This window comes from Mycobacterium sp. RTGN4 (genome assembly GCF_033804635.1).
GTDB lineage: Bacteria > Actinomycetota > Actinomycetes > Mycobacteriales > Mycobacteriaceae > Mycobacterium.
The window spans coordinates 122,789-149,690 of record NZ_JAPZLB010000015.1 but is presented as its reverse complement, the minus strand read 5'-3'; the positions used below and the strand labels follow the sequence as shown (position 1 = coordinate 149,690).

Annotated in this window: 26 protein-coding genes; 4 read left to right on the top strand and 22 right to left on the bottom strand. The window is 62.7% G+C overall.

All coding sequences use genetic code 11. The features are described 5' to 3' along the window. Nucleotides 1-117 precede the first annotated feature (117 nt). From SLQ30_RS26715 to SLQ30_RS26670, 10 genes are all read right to left on the bottom strand, one after another. On the bottom strand, nt 118-1,095 hold the full coding sequence (locus SLQ30_RS26715; protein ID WP_319449712.1) for an MlaD family protein: 978 nt from the start codon (nt 1,093-1,095) through the stop codon (nt 118-120). Then, nucleotides 1,083-2,084, bottom strand: a complete 1,002-nt coding sequence (locus SLQ30_RS26710) for an MlaD family protein (RefSeq protein WP_319449713.1) — start codon at nt 2,082-2,084, stop codon at nt 1,083-1,085. The genes SLQ30_RS26715 and SLQ30_RS26710 overlap by 13 nt, the downstream gene beginning before the upstream one ends. Beyond that, a complete protein-coding gene (locus SLQ30_RS26705) occupies nt 2,081-3,220 on the bottom strand; it encodes a Mammalian cell entry related domain protein (RefSeq protein WP_319449714.1) in 1,140 nt (379 codons plus the stop codon). Before SLQ30_RS26705 ends, SLQ30_RS26710 begins: the two co-directional genes overlap by 4 nt. Before the next feature lie 4 nt (nt 3,221-3,224). Further along, on the bottom strand, nt 3,225-4,097 hold the full coding sequence (locus SLQ30_RS26700; protein WP_319449715.1) for an ABC transporter permease: 873 nt from the start codon (nt 4,095-4,097) through the stop codon (nt 3,225-3,227). Next, nucleotides 4,097-4,912 (bottom strand): ABC transporter permease, encoded by an 816-nt coding sequence (locus SLQ30_RS26695; RefSeq protein ID WP_413468191.1) that lies wholly within the window; start codon nt 4,910-4,912, stop codon nt 4,097-4,099. Before SLQ30_RS26695 ends, SLQ30_RS26700 begins: the two co-directional genes overlap by 1 nt. A 110-nt stretch (nt 4,913-5,022) precedes the next feature. Continuing rightward, a complete protein-coding gene (locus tag SLQ30_RS26690) occupies nt 5,023-5,832 on the bottom strand; it encodes an alpha/beta hydrolase (protein ID WP_319449716.1) in 810 nt (269 codons plus the stop codon). Further along, nucleotides 5,829-7,058, bottom strand: coding sequence for an LLM class flavin-dependent oxidoreductase (locus tag SLQ30_RS26685; RefSeq protein WP_319449717.1), 1,230 nt, complete (start codon nt 7,056-7,058; stop codon nt 5,829-5,831). The genes SLQ30_RS26690 and SLQ30_RS26685 overlap by 4 nt, the downstream gene beginning before the upstream one ends. Nucleotides 7,059-7,532: 474 nt before the next feature. After that, nucleotides 7,533-8,663, bottom strand: coding sequence for a thiolase family protein (locus SLQ30_RS26680; RefSeq protein WP_319449718.1), 1,131 nt, complete (start codon nt 8,661-8,663; stop codon nt 7,533-7,535). Between the two features lie 59 nt (nt 8,664-8,722). Continuing rightward, on the bottom strand, nt 8,723-9,175 hold the full coding sequence (locus SLQ30_RS26675; protein ID WP_319449719.1) for a nuclear transport factor 2 family protein: 453 nt from the start codon (nt 9,173-9,175) through the stop codon (nt 8,723-8,725). 88 nt (nt 9,176-9,263) lie between these two features. Then, nucleotides 9,264-10,211: an alpha/beta hydrolase gene (locus tag SLQ30_RS26670; protein WP_319449720.1), complete on the bottom strand. Its 948-nt coding sequence runs from the start codon at nt 10,209-10,211 to the stop codon at nt 9,264-9,266. A 256-nt stretch (nt 10,212-10,467) separates the two neighbouring features. On the opposite strand from SLQ30_RS26670, the gene SLQ30_RS26665 reads away from it, so the two are divergent. Beyond that, nucleotides 10,468-10,920: an acyl-CoA thioesterase gene (locus tag SLQ30_RS26665; RefSeq protein WP_319449721.1), complete on the top strand. Its 453-nt coding sequence runs from the start codon at nt 10,468-10,470 to the stop codon at nt 10,918-10,920. Between the two features lie 161 nt (nt 10,921-11,081). On the opposite strand, the gene SLQ30_RS26660 is transcribed toward SLQ30_RS26665, so the two are convergent. Then, on the bottom strand, nt 11,082-11,237 hold the full coding sequence (locus SLQ30_RS26660) for a hypothetical protein (protein WP_319449722.1): 156 nt from the start codon (nt 11,235-11,237) through the stop codon (nt 11,082-11,084). 109 nt (nt 11,238-11,346) lie between these two features. After that, nucleotides 11,347-12,513: an LLM class flavin-dependent oxidoreductase gene (locus SLQ30_RS26655; RefSeq protein WP_319449723.1), complete on the bottom strand. Its 1,167-nt coding sequence runs from the start codon at nt 12,511-12,513 to the stop codon at nt 11,347-11,349. 311 nt (nt 12,514-12,824) lie between these two features. Between SLQ30_RS26655 and SLQ30_RS26650 the strand changes: the two genes are divergently transcribed. Both SLQ30_RS26650 and SLQ30_RS26645 read left to right on the top strand, forming a co-directional pair. Further along, nucleotides 12,825-13,358, top strand: coding sequence for a nuclear transport factor 2 family protein (locus tag SLQ30_RS26650; RefSeq protein ID WP_319449724.1), 534 nt, complete (start codon nt 12,825-12,827; stop codon nt 13,356-13,358). After that, on the top strand, nt 13,355-14,158 hold the full coding sequence (locus tag SLQ30_RS26645) for an SDR family NAD(P)-dependent oxidoreductase (protein WP_319449725.1): 804 nt from the start codon (nt 13,355-13,357) through the stop codon (nt 14,156-14,158). The genes SLQ30_RS26650 and SLQ30_RS26645 overlap by 4 nt, the downstream gene beginning before the upstream one ends. 145 nt (nt 14,159-14,303) lie before the next feature. Here SLQ30_RS26645 and SLQ30_RS26640 read toward each other — a convergent pair whose 3' ends face one another. The 4 genes from SLQ30_RS26640 to SLQ30_RS26625 form a co-directional block, all read right to left on the bottom strand. Further along, nucleotides 14,304-15,074 carry an enoyl-CoA hydratase/isomerase family protein gene (locus tag SLQ30_RS26640; protein WP_319449726.1) on the bottom strand — a complete coding sequence of 257 codons (771 nt, stop codon included), beginning with the start codon at nt 15,072-15,074 and terminating at the stop codon, nt 14,304-14,306. Then, complete coding sequence (locus SLQ30_RS26635; protein ID WP_319449727.1) at nt 15,071-15,991, bottom strand: LLM class F420-dependent oxidoreductase; 921 nt, start codon at nt 15,989-15,991, stop codon at nt 15,071-15,073. The genes SLQ30_RS26640 and SLQ30_RS26635 overlap by 4 nt, the downstream gene beginning before the upstream one ends. Before the next feature lie 49 nt (nt 15,992-16,040). Further along, nucleotides 16,041-17,423 (bottom strand): hypothetical protein, encoded by a 1,383-nt coding sequence (locus tag SLQ30_RS26630; protein WP_319449728.1) that lies wholly within the window; start codon nt 17,421-17,423, stop codon nt 16,041-16,043. 74 nt (nt 17,424-17,497) lie between these two features. After that, complete coding sequence (locus tag SLQ30_RS26625; RefSeq protein ID WP_319449729.1) at nt 17,498-18,529, bottom strand: Rieske 2Fe-2S domain-containing protein; 1,032 nt, start codon at nt 18,527-18,529, stop codon at nt 17,498-17,500. 123 nt (nt 18,530-18,652) lie between these two features. Here SLQ30_RS26625 and SLQ30_RS26620 point away from each other — a divergent pair, with 123 nt between their 5' ends. Beyond that, on the top strand, nt 18,653-19,603 hold the full coding sequence (locus SLQ30_RS26620; RefSeq protein ID WP_319449730.1) for an alpha/beta hydrolase: 951 nt from the start codon (nt 18,653-18,655) through the stop codon (nt 19,601-19,603). A 92-nt stretch (nt 19,604-19,695) separates the two neighbouring features. Here the strand turns inward: SLQ30_RS26620 and SLQ30_RS26615 are convergent, their stop codons facing one another. The 6 genes from SLQ30_RS26615 to SLQ30_RS26590 all read right to left on the bottom strand — a co-directional run bounded on the left by SLQ30_RS26615 (nt 19,696) and on the right by SLQ30_RS26590 (nt 26,872). Continuing rightward, nucleotides 19,696-21,669, bottom strand: coding sequence for an acetoacetate--CoA ligase (locus tag SLQ30_RS26615; protein WP_319449834.1), 1,974 nt, complete (start codon nt 21,667-21,669; stop codon nt 19,696-19,698). Between the two features lie 14 nt (nt 21,670-21,683). Next, nucleotides 21,684-22,445, bottom strand: a complete 762-nt coding sequence (locus tag SLQ30_RS26610) for a cyclase family protein (protein ID WP_319458345.1) — start codon at nt 22,443-22,445, stop codon at nt 21,684-21,686. 266 nt (nt 22,446-22,711) lie between these two features. Next, the gene (locus SLQ30_RS26605) at nt 22,712-23,149 is read right to left on the bottom strand and encodes a nuclear transport factor 2 family protein (protein WP_319449732.1); all 438 of its coding nucleotides are present in this window, start codon (nt 23,147-23,149) and stop codon (nt 22,712-22,714) included. A gap of 128 nt (nt 23,150-23,277) precedes the next feature. Then, nucleotides 23,278-24,231, bottom strand: coding sequence for an acyl-CoA dehydrogenase family protein (locus SLQ30_RS26600; protein WP_319449733.1), 954 nt, complete (start codon nt 24,229-24,231; stop codon nt 23,278-23,280). Nucleotide 24,232: 1 nt separating this feature from the next. Then, nucleotides 24,233-25,381, bottom strand: a complete 1,149-nt coding sequence (locus tag SLQ30_RS26595; RefSeq protein ID WP_319449734.1) for an acyl-CoA dehydrogenase family protein — start codon at nt 25,379-25,381, stop codon at nt 24,233-24,235. Between the two features lie 180 nt (nt 25,382-25,561). Then, the gene (locus SLQ30_RS26590) at nt 25,562-26,872 is read right to left on the bottom strand and encodes a bifunctional 3,4-dihydroxy-2-butanone-4-phosphate synthase/GTP cyclohydrolase II (protein ID WP_413468189.1); all 1,311 of its coding nucleotides are present in this window, start codon (nt 26,870-26,872) and stop codon (nt 25,562-25,564) included. Nucleotides 26,873-26,902 lie beyond the last annotated feature (30 nt).

Genomic DNA, 26,902 nt, shown 5'->3' with positions numbered 1-26,902 from the left:
AGAACTGCGACTGCGCCGCGGCCCGCGGTCCACACGAAGTTGCGCAGACCGCCACGCACAGCGCGGCGCCAGCCCATGCGTACCACGCGTGCGCTACTGAACGACTACCAATGGACATCAACAGGGACTCCCCTCCATTGGGATGCACAGGTCAGTGGCGAACAGCTCGGGTGGCGCTGAACTGTTCTGCGCATCCAGCGCGTGTTCCATCCTGTCGCGCATCCGGTTGAGCACCCGAACGAGAAGTCCGTTTCGGTCGGCGATCGTACGAAACTCCCGCAGAACACCGCGGACCCGGTCGAGGAATTCAGACCGGTGCGGCATGTAGAACTCCGCGACCGATTCCAGCCGCCTCCCGACTTCCCCCAGCCCGGCGATGGCTTGTCCGAACCCCTTGCTGTACAACATGAGCGTCTCTTCGAGGATCGCGACCCTGGAAAGCAGGTACTCCAGCAGGTCGCGGTTGTCGTTGAGCGAGGCGATATACTCGTTGGACAGTTCGAGAATGGACGAGAGCTGTCCGCGCTGCTTGTCCATCATGTCGGTGATACTGTTGCCGGCGTTGATGAGTTTAGTTGCGGCGTCCACGTTTCCATCTGCCAGGCCATGCTGTAATTCGTCGATTGATTCCCTGATCGGCTTCGTCGCAACGTGTTCTGTGATCGTGGTCGCGTCCGACAGAGTGCGTATGAGGCTGTAAGGCATGGTGACCCGCTCCACGGGAATCGCACGCGTTCCCAGGGGCGAGTCACCAAGTGAGATGATGGTGACGTAGTAACCGCCGACGACTGTGAGCATGCGGACTTCGACCTGAGACTGGTCACCGACGAAAGCGGTCTGATCCACGCTGGCTCGCACCAGGACACGGTCCGGCTCAATCGCGAGGTCTTTGACCTTGCCGACGACAATCCCGGCTACGCGCACGGTATCGCCGGGGTGCACGGATTGCGCGTCCTGCGTGTAGAACGTGACGAACTGTTGTCGGGGCGGACTGATGTAGACCACGGCAACGACCAGGCCGATGATCGTGACTACGGCCAACGCCATGGTGCCCCAGAGGACCTGGCTGCGCATCGGCGTCGTCATTGATTGCATAGCATCACCTTTCGGCCGTTGAGAAGGACATCCATGGGGAGGGGAAGTTCTGCCCGCCCGTGAGAACATGGCGCCGGTGTGCCGACTTGCGCAGGTGGCTGGATGTTTTCCCAGATCGCCGGGACCCGCTTGATGGCGTCGATGTTGTCGTAGACATTGGTGAATGCCTTGTCGAGTGCGGTGCCGATGTCGATCCCGGGTTTGATTCCTGCGTTGTCGAGCAGCCGCAACGCCGCGTCAACGAAGTCCGGGCCATAGATCTGTGATTTCCTGAATTCGTCGAGCACTGTCATCCCTGACTCGATAGGCACTTTTACGAGTTGCAGTATCTGAATGAGATAGTCGGAGCGACCATGAACACCGTCGGCAAGGGTGGCTAGGTTTTGTACGAGTGTCGAGATCACCTGTTCGCGGTTGGAGACGAGGGCGGTGAGTTTTCGCATGCTGTCGAGCATGGGTCCCAGACCGCTACCGTCACCGGCGAGGAATGACGCCGCGTTGTCGGTAAACGTGTTGATCTCGTCGGGATTCAGTGCTACTAACACGGGTTGCAAACCGTTGAATAGCGTCGTGACGTCCAATGAGGGTTGTGTCATGGTGCTTGGCACATTGTCGACACGATTTGCCGTCGCATCACCTTCGACGGCGTCGGCCACGTCGAGATAGCGCAACCCCGTCAGCGCTTGGAATCTCACGGCCAGCCGACTAGTCGGCACGATGCTGTAGCGCCTGTCTAGCGTGAATCTCACTGCCGCGAGGCTGCGCCCGTCGGTCCGTTTCAGTTCGATTCCATCGACTTTGCCTACTCGTACGCCGCGTACCCGAACATCTGCGCCCTCGTGGAGCCCCGATACGTCAGTGAATTCCGCGTTGTACGTGTGCGTGGCGACCGCGACCGGCTGGCGGATCGTGTTGGCAATCACGACCAGTAGGAAGATGCCGACAAGCGCGGCGAGTGTGAACCGCCACAGCGCCGCCAACGGTTTCATTGCGGTCCTCCCAATACCAAACCGAGCGGAGTCGCCACGCCTGGAAGCGAATCCAGGACGATCCGCACCTGCAGGGCACGCTGGTCACCAGACCCCGCGTACATATGTTCAAGGCGAGATCTCAGTTCTCGCAATGTATCTCCGATATCAGCCGGGCTGATCAACTGCGGAACCACATCGGCGATGAGGCGGAATTCTTCAACAGCAGGGAAGAGATCGTAGATATGGGAGGACTCCAGGTTGCCAATCTTGCTGAACAGGTCGGTCTCGGCACCCTTCAGCCAGTCCTTGACACGTCCATAGGTGAAGCCGTCCGGATCGGATTCCAATGCCTTTCTGGCAGCGTTGTACTGGTTCAAGAGTGCGTCATCGTAGGTTGAGACGTAGGGGTTGTTCTTGTAGTCTTCGTCGGCGTTGAATCCGATGCCGATTTTGGAGTGCACGTAGTGATCTCCAGTCTGGACCAACGCATTCACGTAGCCGGGGAACGCGACGCTGATACCGGTTGCGTTGCGCAGGAGCTGCTCTGTGCTGATTGTCTGGACTTTGGCCAGCGACGTACCGGTGATGAGCATCGTCTCCAGTAGCGGGTTGAGTGCGTCGGTGTAACGGGTGGCGCGATCGAGCACGCTGACGAGCCGGGGGGTGACGACGTTGTTCGACAGTTCGCCGAGGCGAGAGAGCAACGCCTGCAGTGTGAAGTTGCCTGTCGGCGTGACGGTGATCAGCGCGCCGTTTTGGAGCGGTCGACCACCGTTTGCAGGTATCAGGTTGATTCCGGTCACGCCGAAGTAGTTGGCTGGCCGAAAGTCGATCGCCATGGTGTCGGTTAGCCCGGTTGTGGAGCCTGATTGGAGATCGGCCTTGAGCAGCACACCCCCGCCAGAATGGCTCGAGATGGCGTTGACTTCACCGACTTTCACACCGTGCATGATCAGTGGCGTGCCACTGGTCACGCCTTCCCCGACATAGGGCGTTTCGATCGCCACTGAAATGACGCCGTGTGATTGGTGCCTCAAAGGTTTGGTTGCGACAAAGAGTGTTGTCGCGACGACCAGCGAAAGCACCAGAAGGCCGCCGACTCTGGTCAGCGTACGTGTCTCTGATTCCTCAGAGGCCCTGAGTAACGACGTCATCTGCCTAACCCTTGAATACGAACATCGGCTTGAGGCCCCACAGAAATACCGTGAGGGTGAAGTCCAGCACCATGATCGCGACCAGACTCGCGCGTACGGCACGGCCAGAGGCGAGTCCGACGCCGACAGGGCCACCTGTGGCGAAGTAGCCGTAATAGCAGTGGATGATCGTCACCGCGGCACAGAAGATGAACGCTTTGATCGTGGAATAGGCGATGTCGGTGGGCGACAAGAACTGAACGAAGTAGTGGTCGTACGTGCCGGCAGCCTGGGCATAGACCACGCGGATCATGGTGTTGGAGATGAAGAAGCTAGTCAGCAGCGTCAGCATGAATCCTGGTATTACGCAAAGCATTCCGCCGACGAAGCGTGTCCCAACCACAAACGGAATCGCCCGCAGCCCCATCGCTTCGACCGCGTCGATTTCCTCAGCGATCCGCATCGAACCTATTTCTGCGGTCATACGGCACCCGGCCTGTGTCGCAAACGCGATCCCGGCGACGAGGGGCGACATTTCTCGCACATTGGCCAGGCCACCGACGATTCCCGACAGTGCTCCGAATCCGAGCAGGTTCAGCGTCGCGAATGCCTCGATCGCGATCGAGGCACCAATGGCCATGCCGAGAATGACCAGAACGCTGATCACGCCGCCGTCTACGACCAATGAACCACGGCCCCAGGCGAGACTGTTCATTCGTTGCAAGGTCTCCCTGCGATACTGACGGACCGTCAGCGGCAGCAGGTACACGACTTGCGCGATGAACACGACCCACTGTCCTATCGTGCGGAACAGTGCAACGAAGCGAAGCGAAAGTTTCTGCCAGGCAACGAACTGCGCCGAGGGCGCAGCTTGGTTGGCTGAGCTCACGAGATTCATTACGACACCTGCATCGGGAAGAACATCGTCTGCAGCTGCGTGATCACGAGATTCGCGATGACGATGCCCACCACGTTGAGCACCACAGCGGCATTCACCGCATCCGCGACACCGCGTGGCCCGCCTTTGGCTTCCATGCCCTTCAGCGACGAGGTGATCGCAACGATTGCCGCGAACACAGTTGCCTTACCGATGGCAAACCAGATGTCCACCATCTTCGCGAAGGCGCCGAAGGACGCCCAGAAGCTTCCTGTCGTCACTTCACTAACCGTGACCGCCAGGAGGAACGAGGCGGTCACGGCCGACGCGATGATGACCGAACACAGGATGGGTGCCAGCATTATCAGGGCCAGAAAACGTGGCACGACCAGATGACGAACCGGGTCGACACCCATCACGCGTAGGGCATCGAGTTCCTCACGCACCGCCCGCGCACCAAGGTCGGATGCGATCGCTGCGGCCGCCGCGCCACCCATGAGTAGCCCTGCGGTGATCGGTGCACCCTGGCGGACAACGCCCACCCCGCTTGCCGCTCCAACCAATGAGCTCGCCCCTACTTGGTTGATCAGCCCCGAAGACTGGACGGCCACCATTCCGCCGAACGGGACAGCCATCATGATCGCCGGCAGCGCCGTCACCTTGTAGAGCGTCCATGCTTGGCCGATGAGTTCCGCAAAAGGTAAGCGCAGCGATATCGCATCGGTTACCGAGTAACGAATGACCGCCGCCGCCAACATCATGCCTCGGCCAACGGTCGCCGCACTGTTCACCGGTGTCATTGCGGTACGTCGCAGCGCTGTACGCGGGCGCCGCAGCGCCGCCGCCGCCCATCCCGGCGACCCGATGGTTCTCGTGCTGGTCGTCACCGTTGCTCAGCCCGCCCGAAATCTGAGCACAACGAGTTCGCGCGCACGACTGACGGCCGTCATTCCTGGAGGCCCGTTGTCGCGCCATCACTTTGGGTGAGGAACTCGCCGATAAGCCCCATGAGATCGGCGGTCCGCTCGTAGGTTACGAGGTGCCCGGCATCGTCCAAAACAGTCGACTGGGCTCCGGAGATCGCCTCTGCGAAGTGCTTAGCGTATTCCGGGGACACGACCCGATCGCTGCCGCCCCAGATGACGAGGGTCTTGGCAGTGATGCGGTGGAGCCGCTTTGCCAACCCCTTGTCTGGGAGTGGCCAGAGGAACTTCGCGACCGCGGAGAAACCTTGCAGCATTGCGATCATCCGGTCGACCTGTACGGCTGGTTCCAGGTCGGATCCTGAAGCCGCGGCAGCGACGTCGCTCGTCGGATCGGCCCAAAGGAGCTCCGGCATCTCGGGGAGAGAGTGTCCGAGCAGGTCGCCGTCACGCAGATCGTCGTCCCAAAGCCCGAGCGGGGCGATCAGGACCAATTTCGAGACACGGGCCGGATAGTGCGCCGCGAGCTCGGCTGCGATCATCCCGCCGAACGAGTGCCCGATCAGCGCCACCCTGTCGAGTCCGCGCGAGGCCAATAGATCCTCGTAGTGCATCGCGAGGTCGTGGACATCGTCCAAGGTCGCGAGATCGTTCGCGGCATCGAAGCCGGGCGCGACGGGAGCGATCACGTTCGACTGCACCGCAAGCGAATTCACCAGCGGATCCGACTCATCGATGCCAGTCAGGCCGTGAAGGTAGACGATCGGATCGCCACTGCCCTTCTCGATGATCCGCGCGGAAGGGGTCCTGGCCGATGAGCTGGTGTCGGTCATTTCGTGCCTCCGAGGTGAGTTGTGCCGGCGGGTTGGACCGCACGTGGCGTCCACCGGTCCTCGTATTCGGAGAACTTCGAGCGCAGGCGGGGGGCGACGTCCGACGCGAAGCGGGCGATGTTGTCCATGGTGCGTTCACGTGACAGATTGCCGAAGTGCAGTAACAACATCAGCTGGCCAACGTTCAGATTCGTCGTCAACTCATTGAGCTGTTCGGTGACGGTATCCGGGTGGCCGGCAATGATGTAGCCACGCTCGATCATCTGATTCCACGTCAAGTCCGGCGACATCGCCGCGGCTTGTTGCATCTGTCCTTCGATGCCCTTTCGCATGCTTGCCTCGGACATGTAGCCGGGAGGTGACACGAAACCGGGGTAGAGGTAGAGGCACCGGTTGTAGAAGTACGTCGCGGCCTCGGAATACAGGTCTTCGGCGTGCGCATCGCTGTCCGCAACGGCGACAGTCTGCACGAAGCCGGCCGAGAAGGGATTTCGCTCTCCACCCTGCTCGGCGACGACGTCCCAGTAGCCGTCCATCATCTTCTGCGCTCCCGCATAGCCGAAGAACGACAGATACGCGTAGAGGTAGTCGTTCTCGGCGCACCAGGACCACGTCTCGACGCTGCCGGTGCCCGGAATCCAGATCGGGGGGTGTGGCTGCTGTATCGGACGAGGCCACGGGTTGACGTACCGCAACTGTGTGTACTTACCGTTGAAAGCGAAGGGTTCGTCAGCCTTCCACGCCCGCGTGATGAGGTCGACGCCTTCGCGGTATTTCTCGCGCAGCGTGGTTGGTGACTGCCCCATGGCATACGCCGTGTCCATCGCAGAACCGAGCGGCATACCGGCCACTAGTCGACCGCCCGAGAGCACATCGAGCATCGCGAACTCTTCGGCGATCCGTGTCGGCGGGTTGTACAGGGGCACGGTGTTTCCGAGTACGACGATGTTCGACGAGGACGTGCGTCGGGCGAGCGTTGCGGCCATGAGGTTCGGCGATGGCATTCCGCCATACCCGTTTTGGTGATGCTCGTTGACACATATGCCGTCGAAGCCGACCGAGTCGGCATATTCGAGTTCATCGAGATACTCGTGATAGGCGCGGTTGCCGACCACCGGGTCATAGATTTCTTTGACAGGAAGGTCAACCCAGACGCTTCGATACCGATCACGAAGATCGGCCGGAAGCTCCGGGTATGGCATGAGATGGAAGAAGTGGAACTTCATGGGTTCGTAACCTCCGGACGCGGCATGACACAAACCTTCACAACTGTGCGTTAGATCACCCGTTACTCGTCCTCAACCTCGGTATCCAATGCATCTCACGCGTGCATGCTGGGGTGCGGCGAAATCCATCGGGCCAGCACGGTCGGGATGTCGGGTGCCGCCTCGGGCGTCACCGTTGGGCGGCTCCGGGCACCATGAACTGCTACATCGATGTCGCGGGTTCCGGTGTGGCGCAACGCGGCTGGCTCCTCGGTGAACGCCAACCGGAAACAGGTCTGCGAATGCCATATACCTCGGGCGATTCTCGATCGTCCGTCGGGGGCCAAGCCGCAGCCGGCTCGGGTGGGGTAGCCCTCACGTCACAATCGGCGCCGCGTCGCCGCGTACGTGCGGCGCGAGTCAGTGAGTGGGTGCCGGGTCGGTAGCGGTCGGCCACACCCCCATGCGCTGTGCACCGCGGGCCGCTGCGTAACGTCAGGCGGCTGCCCGCAGGATGGTTGCGGTACCGAGACCGCCGCCGCAGCACATTGTGATCAGTGCGCGATGCCCGCCGGACTCACGCAGTTCGTGCGCGGCCGTTAACAGCAGGCGCGAACCGGTCGCGCCGACGGGATGGCCGAGTGCGATTGCGCCGCCGTTCACGTTGACGCGTTCCAGCGGCACGTGGATCTCGTCGATCCACGCCCCGAGCACGCTGGCAAACGCCTCGTTGACTTCGAACACGTCGACGTCCTGCACGCCGAGCCCCGATCTGGCCAAAATCTTCCTGGTCGCCGGTATCGGCCCGGTCAGCTTCAACACGGGATCCACCCCAATCACGCACTGGTGCTCCACCACGGCCATTGGCTCAAGGCCGTGTCCGGCCGCATACCGCTCTGAAACGACTACGACGCAAGAAGCGCCGTCGGAAATCTGCGATGAGGTACCAGCGGTAAGGACACCGTCGGCAGCGAACACCGGCTTGAGTCGGCGCAGCGACTGCAGCGTAGATACCCGTGGCCCCTCGTCAGTGCGGCAAGTACCGACCTCGAGGATCTCCCGGGCGAAGCGACCTCGCTTCATTGCCGCCGCGGCGCGCTCCTGGGACACGACGGCGATCTCATCGCACCGTTGCCGATCTAGCTTCCATTGGCGAGCGATGCGTTCCGCAGCCTCGCCCTGCGTCGTCGTTTCGTAGTGGCCGCGATAGGAAGGCGAGTACGGATCTCCCATCTCCGTGCCGACGTCCTGGCCGAGCGGGTGGCGAGTCATGTGCTCGATCCCGGCACAAACGATGACCTCAGCTGCCCCGCTGGCGACCAAAGCTGCGCCGATGTGCAAGGCCTGCTGACTGGATCCACATTTGGCGTTGACCGTCGTGGCGGGGACGCTGACGGGGAGACCAGCCGTCAGCCACGCCGTTCGCCCGACGTTGTTGCCCTGGTCGCCCGTGGCAGTAACGCAGCCGACGAAGACCTCGTCGACATCTGTCGCGTCGATGGTGAGTGACTCGAGCGTTGCGCGCATGAGGTTCCCGAGTAACTCCGCCGGGTGCTGGTCGGCTAGCCCTCCGTTGCGTTTGGCGATCGGCGAGCGTAGACCACCGAGCAGCATCGGCTTGTTCATCCGTGAGCCCCGACCCATTCTTCGATGGCACTGGTGAGCATGTGCATCTAGGTCGGCGGTTAGGTGGCGTTGACGGCGTTGCTTATTGCGCTGTTCTCGCCACTCCAGAACGCGATCACGTACGCGGTGTCCTCATAGACACGTAGGCGGGCCACCTTGTCGCCTCGGAATTCGTAGACGAACACGCCGCGGTTCTTCAGCTTGCGGGTGGGGTCCGACTTGAGCACGCCTTCAGCCACGGTTTCGACGACGACGCGATCGTCCTCAGCGGTGATTGATCGAACTGTCTGGCGCAGCCCATCGCCGGCTGGTCCGTCATCGGGGAAGCGGAACGTTTCCCTGGTAGCGGCTAATCCTGGAAGCAGTGCGTCACGCGTCAAGACGCGGCTGGCAGCCGCGTGGCTTGACGGGTCGGCTTGAATCGAGAACTCGAAGTCGTCGGTCACTGCTTCCGGCGCGACGACGGATGCGACCATTGAAAGCACGAGCTCCTTGTTGGTTTGGGTGCTCACCGTAAATCCTTTCTCTGTAGTGCCCAGCGGCGTGTTCGCCCTGGGTGTTCTCTTGTTGGCCCGCGGAAATGAGCGGGCTCTCTACGATCTACGCCGGGGTACCGGCGAAGCTCTCCTTGATCCAGTTGCATGTTTCGGCGCCCGCGAGGTCTGCGACGTCAAGGACGTCACCCAGGGACAGGAAGCCGTGGAACGCGCCTTCGTAGCAGACCAGACTCACGTCGTTACCCGCGGTCTGAAGCCGTTCGGCATAGGCTGCGCCCTCGTCGCGCAAGGGGTCGCATTCGGCCACCACGATCAGAGTGCGCGGCAGCCCACCGAGATCGGCGTCCACCAACGAGACGTACGGGTGGCCGCGGTCCTGCGCGCCGAGATACTGCGTCCAGTACCACTCCATCTTCGCGCGGGTCAGGAACCCGCCAGACTCGCCGAATTCCAGATACGACCTCGTGTCGAGGCGATAGTCGGTGACCGGATACAGCAGAGCCTGGAACACGATCGTGGGGCCGCCGAGGTCCCGGGCCATCAGTGTGGCTGCACCAGCTAGGTTTCCGCCCGAACTGTCGCCCGCGATCGCGATTCGCTGAGGGTCCACGCCAAGCCGAGCCGCGTTGTCGTGAAGCCAAACGAGCGAGGCGTACACATCTTCCAGAGGTCCGGGAAATGGATGTTCTGGTGCGCGTCGGAAGTCGATCGATGCAACGAGCGCGTCCGTGTCCCGCGCAAGGCGGCGGCACATCGGATCGTGGGTCTCGAGGTCACACAGCACCCATCCGCCACCGTGCACGAAGACGATCAAGGGACGGTGAGTTGACGTGGTTTCCGCCTCGTATAGTCGGATGGTCACCGGTGACGAATCCCCGGCGATGCCGCCGCGCAAGTCGCGCACGCGCGCCAGCGGAATCTCCAGACCCGCAACGGTGTTGGCGCGCTGAATTTCGCGGGCCGCACGGGCGTCAAGCACTTCGGTACCGACTTTTGGCGTGCGTTCATCCATGGCGTCGATCAACGCGCGTGCCGATTCCGACAGGGGCACTACCGTCTCCTTTTGGGGTTGCTAGCGAGATGGCCCACGTTCGGCCGCGGCGAACATGCCCGTCGGCGCATCACCTAGCATCGCCGGTCAAATCCGGGCCCGTCACGCGCTGCACGCCCATCTCAGGTTCGATTGTCGTGGTAGTAAAGCCGCAGGCCTGTTACATCTCGCGTTAACGGCTCCAAGGCGCGGGCGCGCGTTCTCGTCGCGCGCGAGATCTGTTCCGTGTAACGGCGCCCCGCTAGCTTCGCTGCGTATGAAAGTTGATCAGTACGCATGGCGCACCGACGTCATCGCTCCGGGCGGCGGGAACCTGGGCCACGTGGACGGCATGCAGATCGCGAACATCCTGTTCGAGAGTTGGACCCGCTACCTCAACGACGGTCTGGATCTTCCGCACGACGTCGTCTTCGACGACAGCTGTCGGCCGATTCTGCGCGAGACGTCGACGCGGTTCGACGCGGAGGTCTTTCCCGGCGAACGCCTTACGTGCGGTGTCCGAGCCACTCAACGAACAGCCAAGAGCTTCACACTGAGTCAAGCGCTGTGGCGCAGCGACAGTGGTGTGCAGGTCGCCGGCGGAACGGCCGTCCTGATCACGATCGACGTGCGATCCGGCCGTGCGGTCCCGATTGCGCCACGACTGTGGTTCGCAATGCGACGAAATGGCGTCGGATCTGCCGCATCGTCATCCGTCAGCGGTGAGTAGGGCGCATGGGATCGTGGGAGCGGCCGAGTGGCCCCCTGGTTACCCACGTATCGACGCCACCGGCCCAGCGCACCAGCCGGAGGGTGCAGAGGCCCAACCGGTGAGCGCTGGCGGGGCCGGAGATATGGCCGTGGCCGGGAAGCGATCCCAGCGCCAGGCGATCACGGGCGGCGTACGGCGACGACGCCCCACAGCGCCGCCGCGGCGGCGACGGCCACACCGACGACAATCACCCAGCCGCTGACGAAGATCCCGATCACCGCGACGGTGACCGCAGCGACGTAGATCGCAAGCGGCAACGCGAGTCGGGTTGTCACCAAAACAACCCAATCGTCTTCCGCGGGATCGCTCATCCAAACTGTTCCGCAGACCGGATCACGACGACGACGACGAGCACACGAACGAACACCCCGTCACCGCCTTCCGTCACTTCCTCGTGACTCCCCCAGGAGACAGCGTTACGTGCGACGTCGAAGGCGTTGTCGCGGAGCCGGAACCAAACCGATCGCGGTTCGGTTCGTAGTTCTTGAGGACCGGCAGAATCTTGGTGCCGATCAGCTCCAAGTTCTCCATGATCGCCTCGTGGGAGAGATGACCGAACTCGCTATAGCAGATGAGTTGGTCAGCGCCGGCATCGGCGTACAGCTTCATCTTCTCGATGCATGCGTCCACATCACCCACGATCACCATGTCGTGACCGCCGAAGTCCTCGACGTCGAAGTGCCCCTCCGCCCGCTGTTTGAGTAGCGGGAAGGCGACGTCGCGCTCCTCCTGACTCATCTCGGGGAAGTCCCACTCGAGAGCGAGCTCGGCATGGTTCTGATACCACCACCAGACCGCTTCCCACGCGCCGTTCTCCTCGGCCTTCGCGGTTGTCTCTGCGCAGTGCACAAGCGTGTATGCAGCGACGCGGTTCAGGCTGACGTCGGTGAGTGGTTCGGGGTTGGCGGCCGCAGCGCGGTATTCACGGATGTGGCGCGCCATTTCCTCGATCGGGCGAAGGATGGAGAACGACAGCAGCCCTAGGCCGGCTTTCCCAGCAGTCGCGGGGCTTCCGTCGCTGACGGCGGCCGTCCACGGGGGCGGATGGGGACTCTGGGCCGGCTTGGGCACGATAGGTCGCGGTGTGGGGAACTGCAGGAACTCGCTGTCCCAGCTGAATCGGTCCTCCCGCCACATGGCAGCCACGGACCGAACGGCGTCGGCCCATTGCCGCTTACTCAGTTCACCGTGCGGCACGCCGAAGCCGGCCTGCTCGCTAAGGGTGGAGCGTCCACTCCCCCAGTCGACGCGGCCGTGGCTGAGCACGTCGGCGGTCGCGACGCGCTCCGCGACGCGCACCGGCGATCCGAATCCGTGTGGCATCAGAGCAACACCGAATCCGAGACGAATATCCTTGGTGACCTGCGAGAGTGCCCCGATGAGTACTTCGGGCGCCGACGAGTGTGACCGGCCCTCGCGGAAGTGGTGCTCCACACACCACGCAGTACGGAAGCCAAGCTTGTCGGCGAGCTTGGCCTGTTCGATGATGCTGTCGAATTTGCGTCGTTCCGCCTCCTGTCGACTGCCCTCCCACGGCTTCGCAACCGTCACTTCAAACAAAATATCGAGTTCCATGTGTGTTCCTCTCGTGCCGACCAGCGGTCCCGGCCAGTGGGTCGTCCGGACCCCGCTACTCGCACGTCGAACGAGCTCGTTCACGCAACGCGCAGAGACGCTCCTGACATGCCTCGGGCACGTTAGCCACTGGTGCGTTACCGGCTCCGTTATCGTCAGCGCCATTGGCGTTTTCGGGGCTCGAGGTCCTCGCCGCAACCACAGCGAGTCGTGTTAACGCACGTGGTAACGAGTCCAGTTCACGATCAGCGTGGATACACGCCAATGAATCGGAATCCGCTGGAGGCATGATCGTGTCTGACGAAGACCCAACCGCTACGGCAATACGCGAGCTGATCGACAAAGAGGCAATCCGCACGGTGCTCGCCCAGTTCTGTCGAGGGGTGGACCGCGGCGACGCGGAGGCTTTGGAGGGTGTCTATCACCCCGGCGCACTCGAAAACCACGGCGACTTCATAGGTTCTGCCGCTGACTGGATGCGGCTCGCGCTCGACGTGGCACCGCAGCACTTCACGGTGATGCACCACTCCCTTGGTACCTCGAACATCGAATTGAACGGCGAAATCGCCACCGTCGAGACCTACTTCTCTGCGGGCTGCGTCTTGCGCGCCGGCACCGACGGCGACTCCGTAGCCACAACCATTCATGGGCGCTACGCGGACCGTTTTGAGCGCCGCGACGGTGATTGGCGAATCGCGAATCGTGTTGTCGTCAAAGACTTCCGCGAAGTACGTCCGATCACTGATCCGGACGAAAGATACCCAATGGGTCGCTGGGGAGCCAACGATCCCGTATACGAGGCGCTGGGACGGTCAAATTGAGCACGAACAACGGTGAATCCACTCTCAAACTCGACGGGCTGAAGGCGGTCGTCACCGGCTCCGGCGGTGGCATGGGCGGCGCGATCGCTGTCGCCCTTGCCCGCAACGGCGCTGACATCGCCCTCAACGACCGAGTGCCCGAGCGCACCCACCTTCAGGAAGACGCATGCCGGGCCACCGGTCGAGACGTCATGTGCATCACCGCTAATGTCACGAAACGTGCTGGCGCAGAGCAACTCATCAGCGCAGCCCACGATCGCTGGGGCCGTGTGGACATCTTGGTCAACGTGGTCGGCGGCATCAAGGGACCCGTCATCAATCCGATCGTCGACATCACCGAAGAACAATGGGAGGTCACTATCGGCCTCAACCTTCGCGGTACCTATCACTGCACTCAGCTCGTCGTGCCCGGGATGATCACCCGTCGATCCGGCAAGATCGTGAACATCTCCAGCATCAGCTGGGCCGGTGAGGCCGCGCACGCGCATTACGCCGCAGGCAAGGCGGGTGTGGTGGCGTTCACCCGGTCGGCAGCGGCCCAACTCGGGCCACACAACATCAACGTCAACGCGATCGCGCCGGGACCCACGGGGCGGTCCGTCGACATCGATCTCGCGCCACCGGAAACCGGCTCGCCGGCGATGTGGACGATCGGGTCTGGAACTCTTGGGCGGCCCAACGAGCCCGAAGACATCGCCAACGCTGCGCTGTTTCTCGTCTCGGAGGACAGTCGAAACATTTCGGGTCAGGTGCTCAACGTCGCCGGCGGACTAAACCCCACTTTCGACTACGTGCTCTGAGGGGGCACAGTCGCGGGAGGTGTGGCTGGCGTGAGGTTCCCGGCGACTCGGGCGCCGTTACCTCCATTTGTGCAGTTTGACAACGCACTGGCAAGGCCAGGACGGCTTGTCCGTCCTGGCCTTGATTATCTGCGGGACCAGTGGGCTATCGAGACTGAAATCGGCGAACAGCAGCCTGGTGCTCCGCAGTACCGAAGGACTCGAATTCAGCTTGTAGCGCATAGTCGAGTACGCCTTCGGCGGCCCGCCGCAAATGAATGTTCAGCGCGTGCTTGGTCGTGCGCAGCGCCTGCGGGGGAAGTGCGGCAAGACGTGTCGCGAACTCGATCGCGGTACCGAGAACCTCGTCCCTGGCCACGACGCGATTCACCAATCCGAGGTCCAGCGCCACGTCTGCAGGGATCCGGTCGCCGGTGAACAGGTACTCCTTCGCCCGCGGCATCGACATGAGCAGGGGCCAGGTTGCGGCACCGCCATCCCCTGCCGTCAGACCGATAGCGACATGCGGGTCGGCGAGGTAGGTGTCCTCGGCGATCACCAGCAGGTCGCAACTCACCGCGAGTGTGCATCCCAAGCCTACCGCCGGGCCGTTGACCGCGGCGATGAGCGGGAGCGGGAAATCGAGCATCTCCAAGAACAGCCTGCGAGCTTGGTCCAGTTCCCGTCGCCGTCGCCCGGTGTCGGTCCACAGCTGCACGAAGTCGTCCATGTCTCCGCCCGCGCTAAAGGCGCGACCGGCACCGGTGAGCACCACGGCGCGAGCATCCGAATCCGACGCCAGGTGATGCCACACGTCGACGAGTGCGCTGTGCAAGTCGGGGCTGTTCGCATTCAGTGTCTCGGGCTTGTTCATCGTGACCACGCGGATTGCGCCGATCTCCTCGATGAGTAGAACGGGGTGAAACGGGTTGTTCATGATGACTCCTTGTTCAAATCGGTGTGGGCGTCGGCGATTTCGCTCAACGCCGCGAGGGCACGGTTGTACGGCAGGCCGGCGAGACTCACGACGACATGTGTCACGCCGATGCGCGACAGCTGGCGCAATCGGTCAAGGCGGTCACGCTGGTCAAGACGCCAGTCGAAGGCTTGGTCACCACCGACGAGCACCGACACCTCTCGGCGATCACGGCCCACGGCCGTCAGTCGCGCTGAGAGGTCCTCGATGGAGTCGGCCAGACCTTCAATGGTGGTGATCGCGGTCGTGCGCGCGGCTCCGGCGACTTCGGCGCTCGACAAAAACGGCGCCCACCCCTTGCCAACTTTCGCGACACGATCACGCACTACCGCAGAGTTGCCCCCGAACCACAGTGGCGGTGCCAGTTGCGGCGGCCTGGGCCGCAAAACCTGTCCGCGGGCAGCGAAACTGGGGCTGTCGCGGGTGAACTCCTCGCCGCGCCAGACTCCGTTGATCACGTCGACCGCCTCCTCGAACAGTCGATTCCGCTCGGTGAAATCGACTCCGAGAGCGGCGAACTCGGGCTGCAGGTAACCGGTTCCCACAACGAAGGTGGTTCTCCCGCCCGATAGCAGATCAAGCGTCGTCATGCTCTTCGCGGTGATGAACGGGTTGCGATACGGGAGAACCGTCAACCACGTCATGAGCCGCAGGTGGCTCGTCGACGCCGCGCAAAAAGCCAGCGCGGCGAAAGGGTCGAGCGTCTCGTGGCCGCCGGCGTCGAGCCACCTGCGCGTCGGCGCGGGATGGTCAGTGAACGCGATGCCGTAAACGTGAGTCTGCTCAGCAGCTCGCGCGAAGCCGGCGATGTTCGTAGGCCGCACCCAGGCGCCGTCATCACGATCGCTGTCAACCGGGTATTCGACGACGAACCTCATATCGTCAACCGGCGGGCGGAGCGCACCGTGACGAGCGCCGACGGTGCCGTCAGCGCTCGTCACGGAACCGCTTGGGCTTGGGCGAGGTACGGATCTCAGTGAGCTCGTCGAGTTCACCGGACTTGACGACCTTGACAGCGATCGCGACTCCGAGGCGGTCTCGCAGGCGCCCTTCGGCCTCGCGCTGGATCGCCGTGAAGTTGTCCTCTGCCAGATCGCTGACCACCGAAGCGATCAACTCGTCGCGGGAGCCTTCGCGTACTGCGCGCACGAAGTAGTCCTCGCCAGTATTTGGGACCGTGCGCAGGACATCGCCGATCGCCTCGGGCCAGACGTTGATGCCGCGCAACTTCACCATGTTGTCGCCGCGGCCGGCGAACGGTGCCATTCGCCGCAACCAACTGCCGCACGCGCACTGTTCCCTCGGGTAGAGATAGGACAGGTCCTGGACGTTGTAGCGGAATTGGGGGCTTCCGGTTTTGTAGATCTCGGTGACGCAGATCGATCCGAGCTCGCCGTCCGGGACGCGTTCGCCAGTGTCTGGATCGACGATCTGGACGATGACCGCGTCCTCAAAGATGTGAAGGCCTTGGCGCGCCGGGCATTCGACGGCGATCCAGCCGACTTCGTGAAAGCCGTAGGCGCGCATGCTCGGCCGGCCGAACGTCTGCTCGAGGGGGGCTGGGTCTCCGATTGTCGCCAGTGCCTTGAGCCCGAGATCCTCGATCGGGTCCAGACCCATGGAGCGGGCGACGTCGGCGAGTCTGAGTAGGTAGTCACCAGTCGCCAGGACGGATGCGGCGCTGTACTGCATCGCCAGCTCGATCTGTTTCTCGGTGGCGGTGACGGTTCCGGTGCTCGTCGTGAGGATCACGCAATTCAGCCAACGATAGAGACCTTCGTCAATGCCGAAGGCGCCGTTGTGGGTGCCGTAGAGCCACGAGTTCAGGACCACGTCGCCGGGACGCACCCCCATCGCGAAATGAACTCGCGCGGTCAGGATGGCGTGTACTTCACGGTCCCATTGCGTGTAGAAGGTCGGACGTGACGCACCGGTTGTGCCGCCGGACATGTAGATCCGCATCGGCTCTTGCCGTGCGCGGTCGGGCGTGACGCCTTGATAGTCGCCCCACGGCGGGTTCTCCTCGATGCTGTGGCGGATGTCCTCGATGGTGTAGGTAGGCGCCCGCCACAGGTCATCGATCGTGCGAAGGTCACGAGGGTTCCACTTCGCGTCGTCCCAGCGCCGCCGGAAGAACGGCACCTGGTATGCGGTGAGCGCTCGCTCCCGCAACCGCGCCAGTTGGACACGTTCGATCTCCTCAGGAGAGGCGAAGTACGCCGTCTCGAAAAATTCGGGGGGCGGCGGGAACAGGCGGACCAGATCGTTGAGATCGACCGCCTGCCACGGTCTGCGGAGCCCTATGGCCATGAGATGTTTCCTTTGCTACTTTCGGCCGGAACGCTGCGAGCAAATACGTTGGCGCGGTGGTGTGGTAGAGCCGATCAGCGTGTAACGAGTTCGACGTGCACGGGATTCGGCGCGTCGCGCACGGGTTCATCGGAGTAGAAGCGGTCCGACCAGGTCCGGAAGGTGCGATAGGGGCGGGCCTCGATCTTCGTCACGGGGGGTCGATCGACGTATTTCATGTTCTGCCAAATGACGATGTCGCGGTCGGTCTGCTTGAACTGTTCAGCGATACGTCTGCGCGCCAGGTCGGACAGCGCGTCGGTGGTAGTTCCGTCCCGGGGAGACCAGTTGGTCATACGGAATTCCCCGGTGGTCTCATCGACGGGAACACAGGCGACCAGGCTATAGGCCTCGTCTGCCCCGTGAAACTTGGTCAGGATGACGCCAATACCCCACAGATCGATTTCCAGCGTCCCAATCTTGGGTCCATTCGGGGTGAGCCAGGTGCTCTTCTTGCTACTGCCGTACACGATCTCCTGGCTGACGTGCAGCCGTGCGCCGTGATCTTCCATCCGAATGGTGGTGGCGGGTTGCCCGGCCTTGTGTACGTACGCGAAATGGGAACTGTCCACGGCGTTTTCAGCGACGACCTGAGGATGTAGCCCACCGCGCCAGAGCCGGACGCCGTGCGGAATGATCGGGTAATAGTCTTCCGGCGCCTCGATCAGGTGCGGGATCTCCCAACTCGGCTCTCTGTCTTGCGAGTCGTGCCAGATCATCGCGATTCCCGAGAGTTCCCGGACCGGCCAGGACTTCAGTCGTTTGGCGCGGTTGGGGCGTGCGGCGTCGGGAATCTCGACGTTGACTCCGTCCTTCCAGACCCACCCGTGAAAAGGGCACGCGATCGCATCCTGGAGGACCTTGCCGCCGTGTCCGAGGTGCGCGCCCATGTGCGGGCAGAACGCATCCATCACGTGAAGTGCTCCTGCACCGCCTCGAAAGGCTACGAGGTCTCGCCCGAAGTAGCGAAGCGGCTTGCTAAGACCGGCAGGAAAGTCGTCCGACCAACCGATTTGAAACCAGCCCGTCGGATAGCGACCATGGGGAAAGCCTTGCAAGACATGCACCTCCGCGTTCGATTGCTGTTGAACGCTAGGGATGACCTGTTACCACGACCGTTATAGAACCCTGCCGGTCGCGCCGGGTCGCGTTTAACGCCGTTGGTAACGGCTTGGCGGCACTGTCGGCGAATGGCTCTGGATGAACAGTCTTCGGCAATGCTTCAGGCGATGTCCTCGCTTGCCCCTCGACCACTTGAACAACTCTCGATTGCCGAAGCTCGTGAGTTCGCGAACAACTTTCCGGTCCTCGGCGGTGAACCGGTCGCGTCCGTCGAAGATCTCCACGCAGCGTTGCCGGGGCGGAAACTGCGCATCCGGCTATACAGACCCTCGGACGGAAGGCTCCCGGTCGTCGTGTTCTTCCACGGCGGCGGCTGGACACTGTCCGGCGTGGAGAGCTACGACGCGGTGTGCCGCCAGTTGGCGAACCGGTCGGGCTGCGTCATCGCGGCACTGGACTATCGCCTCTCGCCCGAGCACAAGTTTCCTGCCGCAGTCGACGATGGGACCGACGCGATCTCGTGGCTGATCGCGAACGCCGAGGACCTCGACCTCGACGGGTCTCGGATTGCCGTCGCCGGTGACAGTGCGGGGGGCAATCTCGCCACTGCCGTGGCCCTTCGCGACTCGAGTGACACGCTCCGACGGATCAGCTTCCAAGCGCTCATCTACCCCGTCACCGAGTATGAGTTCGACCGCCCGTCAATGCGTTCGGATTGGTCCGGCTATCCGCTGAGCGCCGATACGGTCAAGTGGTTCTGGTCGCACTATCTCGCCGCGGAAGCCGACGCGTCGAATCCTCTCGTAGCTCCCATGACTGCGCCCGACCTTTCGCGAATGCCGGCCACCCTCGTCATCACCGCTGAGCACGATCCGGTCCGCGATCAAGCTGAGGCTTACTCGCGACGCCTGAGCGACGAGGGTGTCGCGGTCACGTTGTCGCCATACCTGGGCGTGTTCCACGGCTTCTTCCAGATGCTCGGCATGCTCGACAAGGCATCAGAAGCGGTGGAGGAGGTCGGATCCGCGCTAAGGCTGGCACTGGCCGCCACGGATGCCCAAGCTGACTCGCGCCCATAGGGCATCGACAGCTTCAGCGCGGGCAGCAGCACACTGCAGCCTGCTCCGTGTGGAGCAGCTTCCGTAGGTCGAAACGTCTCGCGCCCGCCTGTTTAGAGTGTGTCTCGGATCAGCGTGAATTCGTCAAGGGACTCAGGATTCGCCAGCGCGCTGCGGCTAACCGCCTTGTCGGCGTCGACACCCATCAGGATCCGCTTGACCGGCACTTCGCACTTCTTTCCGTTGAGGGTGCGCGGAATGTCGCGGACCAAGAAGTAGCGGTCTGGCACGTGCCGTGGTGACAGTTGTGTTCGCAACACGTCGGTCACGTGCACTGTGACATCGTTGAGCGCATTTCCCGGTTCGAGGACGAGAAAGCACAGCAACGAGGAATTGGTGATGGCGTCGGTCCCGTCCATGTCGATGACGAGCGAATCCCGGACAGCACTGATTTCCTCGACGATGGAGTAGAACTCGGCGGTGCCCATGCGGACGCCGCCACGGTTGAGCGTCGCATCACTGCGCCCGTAGATGACGTAGGAGCCACGTGGGGTCTTGCGTACCCAGTCGCCGTGCCGCCACACGCCCGGATATTCGTCGAAGTAGGCCGCTCGACGCCGGCGATTATCTGAGTCGTTCCAGAAGCTCACCGGCATCGACGGCATCGGAGTGGTGATGACCAACTCGCCGACCTCGTCGAGCAGCGCCTGCCCAGAGGGATCGAAGGCCTCAACAGAACAACCCAATGCCGCGCAGGAGATTTCACCGGTCCATACCGGGACCGTGGGCGCCGAAGCGACAAACGGTGTGCACACATCCGTTCCGCCGGAGTTCGAATAGATTTGCACCCGTTGGCCCACGTTGGCGACGATCCAGTCGAAGCCGGCCGGGGACAGCGGTGCCCCGGTCGAGCCGATCATCCGCATGGCAGAGAGATCGCGGTTGTCGTTGGGGCGAACACCCGCCCGCATCGCGGCATGAATGAAAGACGCTGACACGCCGAAGAACGAGACTCGGTGACGAGACGCGAGGTCCCACAGCCTGTCCGCGTCGGGAAGATGGGGGTTGCCGTCATACAGCACGATGGTTGCCCCTACCAGGAGGCCGCCCAGCAGGAAATTCCACATCATCCATCCCGTGGTGGTGAACCAGAAGAAGCGGTCTCCAGGGCCCAGGTCGCTCTGCAGCCGCAGCATCTTCAGATGCTCGACCACGATGCCACCGTGGCCGTGCACGATCCCCTTGGGCAAGCCGGTCGTTCCGGATGAATACAGCACCCACAACGGATGATCGAACGCAACGGGAAGGTACTCCAACGGTTGGGCCCGCTCGATGAAGTCCGACCACGGCGTTGTGCCGGCAATTGGGATGTGGTTGTCGAGATAGGGCACAACGATCGTGTCGCGCAGCGACGGCAACGCATCCCCCAGCTCGATGATGCATTCAGTGAGGTCGACAGCCTTCCCGCCGTAGAAGTAGCCATCGACAGCAAGAAGCACCGATGGCTCGAGCTGAGCAAAACGATCGTGAACCGCGCGCTGCCCGAACTCGGGCGAACAACAAGCCCAGATCGCACCGATGCTAGCCGCCGCCAAACAGGTGACGAGTGTCTCTACGCAGTTGGGCGCAATCGCAACGACCCTGTCGCCGGCGTTGACTCCACGGTCAAGCAACCCCGTGCGTGCCGCCGCAACCAGTGAACGTAGCTCGCCATAGGTAAGCGACCGCTCCTTGCCGTCCTCTCGTTCGTAAATGACTGCAGAGGCGGTGTCTTCCTTGCCCGGTCCGACCGACAACGCGTGTTCGGCGTAGTTGAGGGACGATCCGACGAACCATGAAGTGGCGGCAATGTCACGTTCGTTTTCGATGACGGTGCGCGGCGGTTGATGGAACTTGACCTCGCAGAACTCTGCGACCGCAGTCCAGAACGTCCCGAGGTCCGCGGTCGACCATTGATGCAGCGATGCATAATCCAGCTCGTCGAGTCGAGCGTCGTACTGCGCGTTTAGCCACCGAACAAACTTGGCGATTTGGGATTGGCCGGCAATCTCGGGGTCAGGCGCCCAAAGCCGCTTAGGGACGGTCACTTTGAGAGTTCCCTCTACTTGATGACTTGTGGGTTTACCGGCGATCCGACTGCGCCGGTGAACGTCAACGGCGGTGCGACCAACATGAACTCGTACACGCCGTCGCGCGCGCAGTCGGCAGCCAGCTCCTCCATATCCCACATTTCGCCAAGCAGGATCCCCGCATTGACAAGCATGATGATGTGCAGTGGCTGAAAGACGTCCGGCGTCTCGTTCGGAAGTACTTCGGTACCCCACGTGTCTGTGGACACTGCCGCGACTTCCCGCGGGCAGAAGAAGTCCGCGGCGCTGATGGCGAGGCCCGGTGCTGGCCCTCCTGCGTACTCACCCCATGAGCCGAGATGGCGGCGCTGGGCCAATTGGCCCGTGCGTACCAGGACGAAGTCACCCGTTCCGACTTCGACACCCTGGTGTTCGGACACAGCCATCAAGTCGTCGTGGGTAATGGGCTCGCCCTCTTCGAGCCATTGAACGCCCTTCCATCGGGGAACATCGAGCAGCACGCCGCGGCCCACCGCACGGTCTTTCACGTTGGTGATGCTGTTCTTGAGGGCCCCACGGCTGTTGACCTGATCTGTTTTGTAGCCGTTGTACATGCGTCCGTCGTGAAAGATGTGGGCGAGCGCATCCCATTGCGTTGACGATTGCAACACCAGGTACGCCGCATCGTCGGTGTAGCGCAGCGCCGCGAGGTGATCCTGAGCACCCGATTCGATGTCTCCACCGTCCCACAGCATGTGATGCATGGGATTGTGACGACCGAACGAGCCATTCATCGGCCCATCGGAATCCAAGGGCAGGGCGAGTGAGAAGACTCTGCCATTGCGGACGAGTTGGGCTGCAGCCGTAACATGCTCTGGGGTGACGTAATTCAGCGAGCCGAGCTCGTCTTCGCTACCCCATTTGCCCCAGTTTCTGTACTGCCGCGCCTTGGCGACGACTGTTTGTATGTTCGGAGCACCGAGGGCTTCCTCAGGTGGCACGGGTGCCTCCAATCAAAACAGGATTCTTGACTTGGTGCGGGCTGATTTCCACTCTCCGGCTAGCCGGTGGGGGCCTTGTACAGATCTGGGAAGGTCTCGGCGCAGTAGGCGCTGTCGCCGTACTCACGCACCTCGGAGATCTTGCCGTCGCGCAGTCGGCATACGAAGCAGACGCGATTGACATACGGACGGTCTATGCCGTGGGCGTCCTTGATCCGACTGTCGGTGATCAGATCCACGACCACGCGATCATCTTCCGCTGTCACGCTACGGATGTTCATGACTGCGGTGTACACGCCCGCCATGGCGCGGCGGGCGGCGAGTGCCTGCGCCTTGGGCTGAGCGCCTGCGACGCTGATGAAGGCGGGATCGGCTTCGACGACGAGTTCGAAGTCGTCGGTGGTGACACGATCGAACACGTCTGGATCAACCCAGTTCTCGAGGAGTTCCAGGACGACGTTCTTGTTCCGTTCGATCTCACCGATGTCTGTGGTCACGCGACGTTTCTCCTACCGGGCGTTGGGTTCATGTGGGGCCGTTAAGATTCCCGTCTAGGACACAGCGCACGCGTTACACCGGGCGTTAGGTCATATCGGCGAGATCGGACGGCCGCCACGATCCGGTGTCATCGCGGCGGCGCCGTAGGTGGCAGGATGCCGCCGACAGGGAGCGGGTTCGTTCCCGTGGCCAGAGCGGTTCCTTGCTTGCGAGCGATGACCGAAGCTGAACCGAGGAGCGCATCCAAGGCGTAACCACGTCGCACGTATCGATGCAGGTCGTATTCCCACGACAGCCCCATCCCACCGCACACCTGCATTGCGTGGCGAGCCGTATCGCTGTGTGCCCTGCCTGCGATCGCCTTGGCCGCGGCGGATGCCCACGGGGTCGGCCATTCCCACGCCGCCTTGATCACAGCTTCAGCGGCAGCGATCGCGGTGTAGGCCTCCGCGAGGCGATGCCGCACCGATTGGAACGATCCGATGGCGCGCCCGAATTGGGTGCGTGCGGATACGTGCTCGACGGCCATCGCAAGGGTGGCCTGGCTCACTCCGACGATCTCAGATGCGAGCGCACGTTGGGCTGCCGACACGGTGTCCGCCCAGGAGCAGGGGTGGACCGCAACAACGGTTGCGCGGCCGCTCACGTTGACCCAACCCGCGGTTGGATCAATGCCGTCGAGGTGCCGGACCAACAGAGTGCCGGTGTCGGCGGTGACGAGTCCGCTTTCGGTGGGCACTGCGACGGATGCGTCCGGGGCACGGAGGGCTAGCCCGGAAATGACGACGGTTTCGTCGTCGGCGAGCCACGAGCTCGGCCGATCGCCGTCGTCGGGGTGTGGCCAGACGACGGTCGTAGCAGGCAATTCGTCGACTTGGGCAAGCACGACACTATCGAGCGCTGCGCTCGTCGCGCGCTGCCTGCCTTGTTCCTCGAACAGGGCCGATGTCGCTGTCGCTGGGTCGTCTCGAACGATCTCTTGCCAGCCGAGGTCGGCAAGCGCCGATATCAGGTCTGGTGGCTCGGATGCGAAGAGATGGCGCAGGGTAGCGCGGACGTCGGTGAGGCTGTCGCCATCCATGTCAGGCGGTCCTGATCTCGGCAGGCAGACGCAGTACGCGATCGGCGATGATTCCCCGCTGGATTTCGCCGCTTCCGCCGTAGATGCTTGCGGCGCGGGAGTACCACCATTCCTGGCGGAGATCTCTTGCATCCGAACCGATCTCGAACTCCGGTTGGCTCAGATGTCGCGCAACATCCATGACGAGTTGCTCGGCGGACGCGAGCAGGATCTTGTCGACCGATGCGTCGGGGCCGACCGAAAGCCCGCGATCGAGGCGCCGCACAGTCTGCAAAGACCTTGACCGCAGCGAGATTACGGCGTGGTATGCGCTCCCGAGTGCGTCAGCGGTGGCCGTGTCGACTGGCTCGGCACGTGCCGCCATCTGTCGGACCTTCGCCAGTAGCCACGCCTGCCGCATCCAGGCGTACATGCCGCGCTCGAATTCAAGGGCACGCATGGCGACGCGCCAGCCGTCGTCCTCGTCGCCGACCCGCCGTGAGCACGGCACGCGGACGTCGTCGAAATGACACTCCGCCATTTCTTGTGAGCCACTCGCAAACGTCAGCGGCTGCACGCTCACTCCGGGACTGTCCGCGTCGATCAGCAGAGCCGTGATGCCGCGGTGTCGACTCTGCGTGCTTCCGGTGCGGACGAGGGTGAATAGTCGCTGGGCGGCAACGCCGTTCGTCGTCCAGACCTTCTGCCCGTTCACGATGTATGCGTCGCCGTCGCGGACCGCTCTGGTACGCAATGAAGCGAGGTCGCTTCCGGCGTCCGGCTCGGAAAAACACTGTGCCCATAGTTCGTCCCCGCGATGGAATGCCGGGAGCAGGCTCTGAGCAAGCTCCGGGGCGAAGCCTCGAGTCGGGTCAGCGAGCACCTCTAGCACGTAGTCGGTTTCCGGGACGGGAACACCGGCTTGGCACAATTCGTCGTAGAGGACCGCGCGGTAGGCCGGACCACCACCGGCGCCCCCTTCGGATGTCGGCCAGCCGTACCGCTTCCATCCGGCGTCCCACAGGGTTCGCGTAAGCCGCTGCTGGGCGGCGATCTCGGCGAGGCGGTCGGAGTGGGTCGGCGCGCCGTCTTGAAGGTGCTCCGCAGTCACCGCGAGCCATTCGCGCAACGCCGCCCGATACTCCGTTGGGCTGGGCAATGCTTCTGTCACCATGAGCCACCTCAAGATTGGCACTTGGCGGCAGCGCCGTGAGTGCGATGTTGGTCGGAGTGGTGCAGCTACGAGTTCACCGGTTGCGATTCTTCGACACACCCATTACGACGGCCGTTATCGAAGTCGACGTCGCGACTGAAACCGCATTCACGAGCGGCGGGGATGGCCGCGGATACGTCAACTGCCCTGCCCCGTGTGGCCATCCAGGTGTTGTGCGAGCAGATGCCCCATGCGCTCACGCTTCGTCCGAAGGTAGGCAATGTTTTCCTGCGTGGGCGCAGTCTCAATCGGGACACGATCGACGATCCTCAGTCCATAGCCAGTCAGGCCAGTGAACTTCGCGGGATTGTTGCTCAGTAGCCGCATCGTGCTGACGCCCAGATCGACGAGAATCTGTGCGCCGATGCCGTACTCACGGTTGTCCACCGGAAGTCCAAGTGCCGTATTGGCTTCGACCGTGTCGTGGCCGTTGTCCTGAAGGTTGTATGCGCGGATCTTGTGCGTGAGTCCTATGCCGCGGCCTTCGTGACCGCGCAAATACACTAGGACCCCGCAGTCTTCGGCTGCAATGGCTTGCATCGCTGCGCGCATTTGGCTGCCGCAGTCGCACCGTTGCGATCCAAATACGTCACCGGTCAAACATTCAGAGTGCACGCGCACGAGTACGTCCACGCTCTGGCCCGGGGAACCCTTCACCATCGCGACGTGCTCAATCTGGTCCAGTGTTGACTCGTAGACAATGGACGTGAAGGCCCCAAACTGCGTCGGTATCCGGGCCTCTGCGACTCGCTTGACGAGCTTCTCGTTCGCCAGCCGGTAACGCACCAGTTGATCGATCGAGACAACCAAGAGACTGTGCTCGACGGCAAAACGGGTGAGTTCCGGCAGCCTTGCCATCGTCCCGTCGTCGTTCACAACCTCAGCAAGCACACCTGCCGGGTACATGCCCGCCAGGCGTGCGAGATCGACCGCGGCCTCAGTGTGCCCGGCGCGCTTGAGAACCCCACCGTCGGTGTAACGCAATGGGAAGACGTGACCGGGCCGACTGAAACCACCGGCGGTTGCTTGGTCACTCAGCAGCGCCTGGATTGTCGCGGCGCGGTCGGCAGCCGAGATACCCGTCGTGGTTGCCGGTAGGTAGTCCACGCTGTGGGTGAACGCAGTTCGCTGTGCGTCGGTGTTGTGCGCGACCATCAGTGGGATGTCGAGTTCGCCGAGGCGCGAACCCAGCATTGGCACGCAGACAAGGCCCGACGTGTGCCGCACGAAGAACGCTATCTTTTCGGGCGTCGTGGCCTCAGCGGCCATGACGAGATCGCCTTCGTTTTCCCGTGACTCGTCATCGACTACGACGACGATCTCGCCGCGAGCTATCGCGGCGATGGCGTCCTCTACTGAGGCGAAGGGCGCCTCGGGACCCAACGGGGCGTCGACCCCTTGATTGACGAAATCCGTTCCGATGTCTTTTGTTTCACGCAATCGATCCATCGTGCAGGCCCTTCGCCGTCGACCGTGGGT

Excerpts from the sequence above, each read along its gene's own strand:
- SLQ30_RS26715 (WP_319449712.1), bottom strand. The coding sequence starts at position 1,095 with ATGCAATCAATGACGACGCCGATGCGCAGCCAGGTCCTCTGGGGCACC.
- SLQ30_RS26710 (WP_319449713.1), bottom strand. The coding sequence starts at position 2,084 with ATGAAACCGTTGGCGGCGCTGTGGCGGTTCACACTCGCCGCGCTTGTC.
- SLQ30_RS26705 (WP_319449714.1), bottom strand. The coding sequence starts at position 3,220 with ATGACGTCGTTACTCAGGGCCTCTGAGGAATCAGAGACACGTACGCTG.
- SLQ30_RS26700 (WP_319449715.1), bottom strand. The coding sequence starts at position 4,097 with ATGAATCTCGTGAGCTCAGCCAACCAAGCTGCGCCCTCGGCGCAGTTC.
- SLQ30_RS26690 (WP_319449716.1), bottom strand. The coding sequence starts at position 5,832 with ATGACCGACACCAGCTCATCGGCCAGGACCCCTTCCGCGCGGATCATC.
- SLQ30_RS26685 (WP_319449717.1), bottom strand. The coding sequence starts at position 7,058 with ATGAAGTTCCACTTCTTCCATCTCATGCCATACCCGGAGCTTCCGGCC.
- SLQ30_RS26680 (WP_319449718.1), bottom strand. The coding sequence starts at position 8,663 with ATGAACAAGCCGATGCTGCTCGGTGGTCTACGCTCGCCGATCGCCAAA.
- SLQ30_RS26665 (WP_319449721.1), top strand. The coding sequence starts at position 10,468 with ATGAAAGTTGATCAGTACGCATGGCGCACCGACGTCATCGCTCCGGGC.
- SLQ30_RS26650 (WP_319449724.1), top strand. The coding sequence starts at position 12,825 with ATGATCGTGTCTGACGAAGACCCAACCGCTACGGCAATACGCGAGCTG.
- SLQ30_RS26640 (WP_319449726.1), bottom strand. The coding sequence starts at position 15,074 with ATGAACAACCCGTTTCACCCCGTTCTACTCATCGAGGAGATCGGCGCA.
- SLQ30_RS26635 (WP_319449727.1), bottom strand. The coding sequence starts at position 15,991 with ATGAGGTTCGTCGTCGAATACCCGGTTGACAGCGATCGTGATGACGGC.
- SLQ30_RS26630 (WP_319449728.1), bottom strand. The coding sequence starts at position 17,423 with ATGGCCATAGGGCTCCGCAGACCGTGGCAGGCGGTCGATCTCAACGAT.
- SLQ30_RS26620 (WP_319449730.1), top strand. The coding sequence starts at position 18,653 with ATGGCTCTGGATGAACAGTCTTCGGCAATGCTTCAGGCGATGTCCTCG.
- SLQ30_RS26610 (WP_319458345.1), bottom strand. The coding sequence starts at position 22,445 with ATGAATGGCTCGTTCGGTCGTCACAATCCCATGCATCACATGCTGTGG.
- SLQ30_RS26600 (WP_319449733.1), bottom strand. The coding sequence starts at position 24,231 with ATGGATGGCGACAGCCTCACCGACGTCCGCGCTACCCTGCGCCATCTC.
- SLQ30_RS26590 (WP_413468189.1), bottom strand. The coding sequence starts at position 26,872 with ATGGATCGATTGCGTGAAACAAAAGACATCGGAACGGATTTCGTCAAT.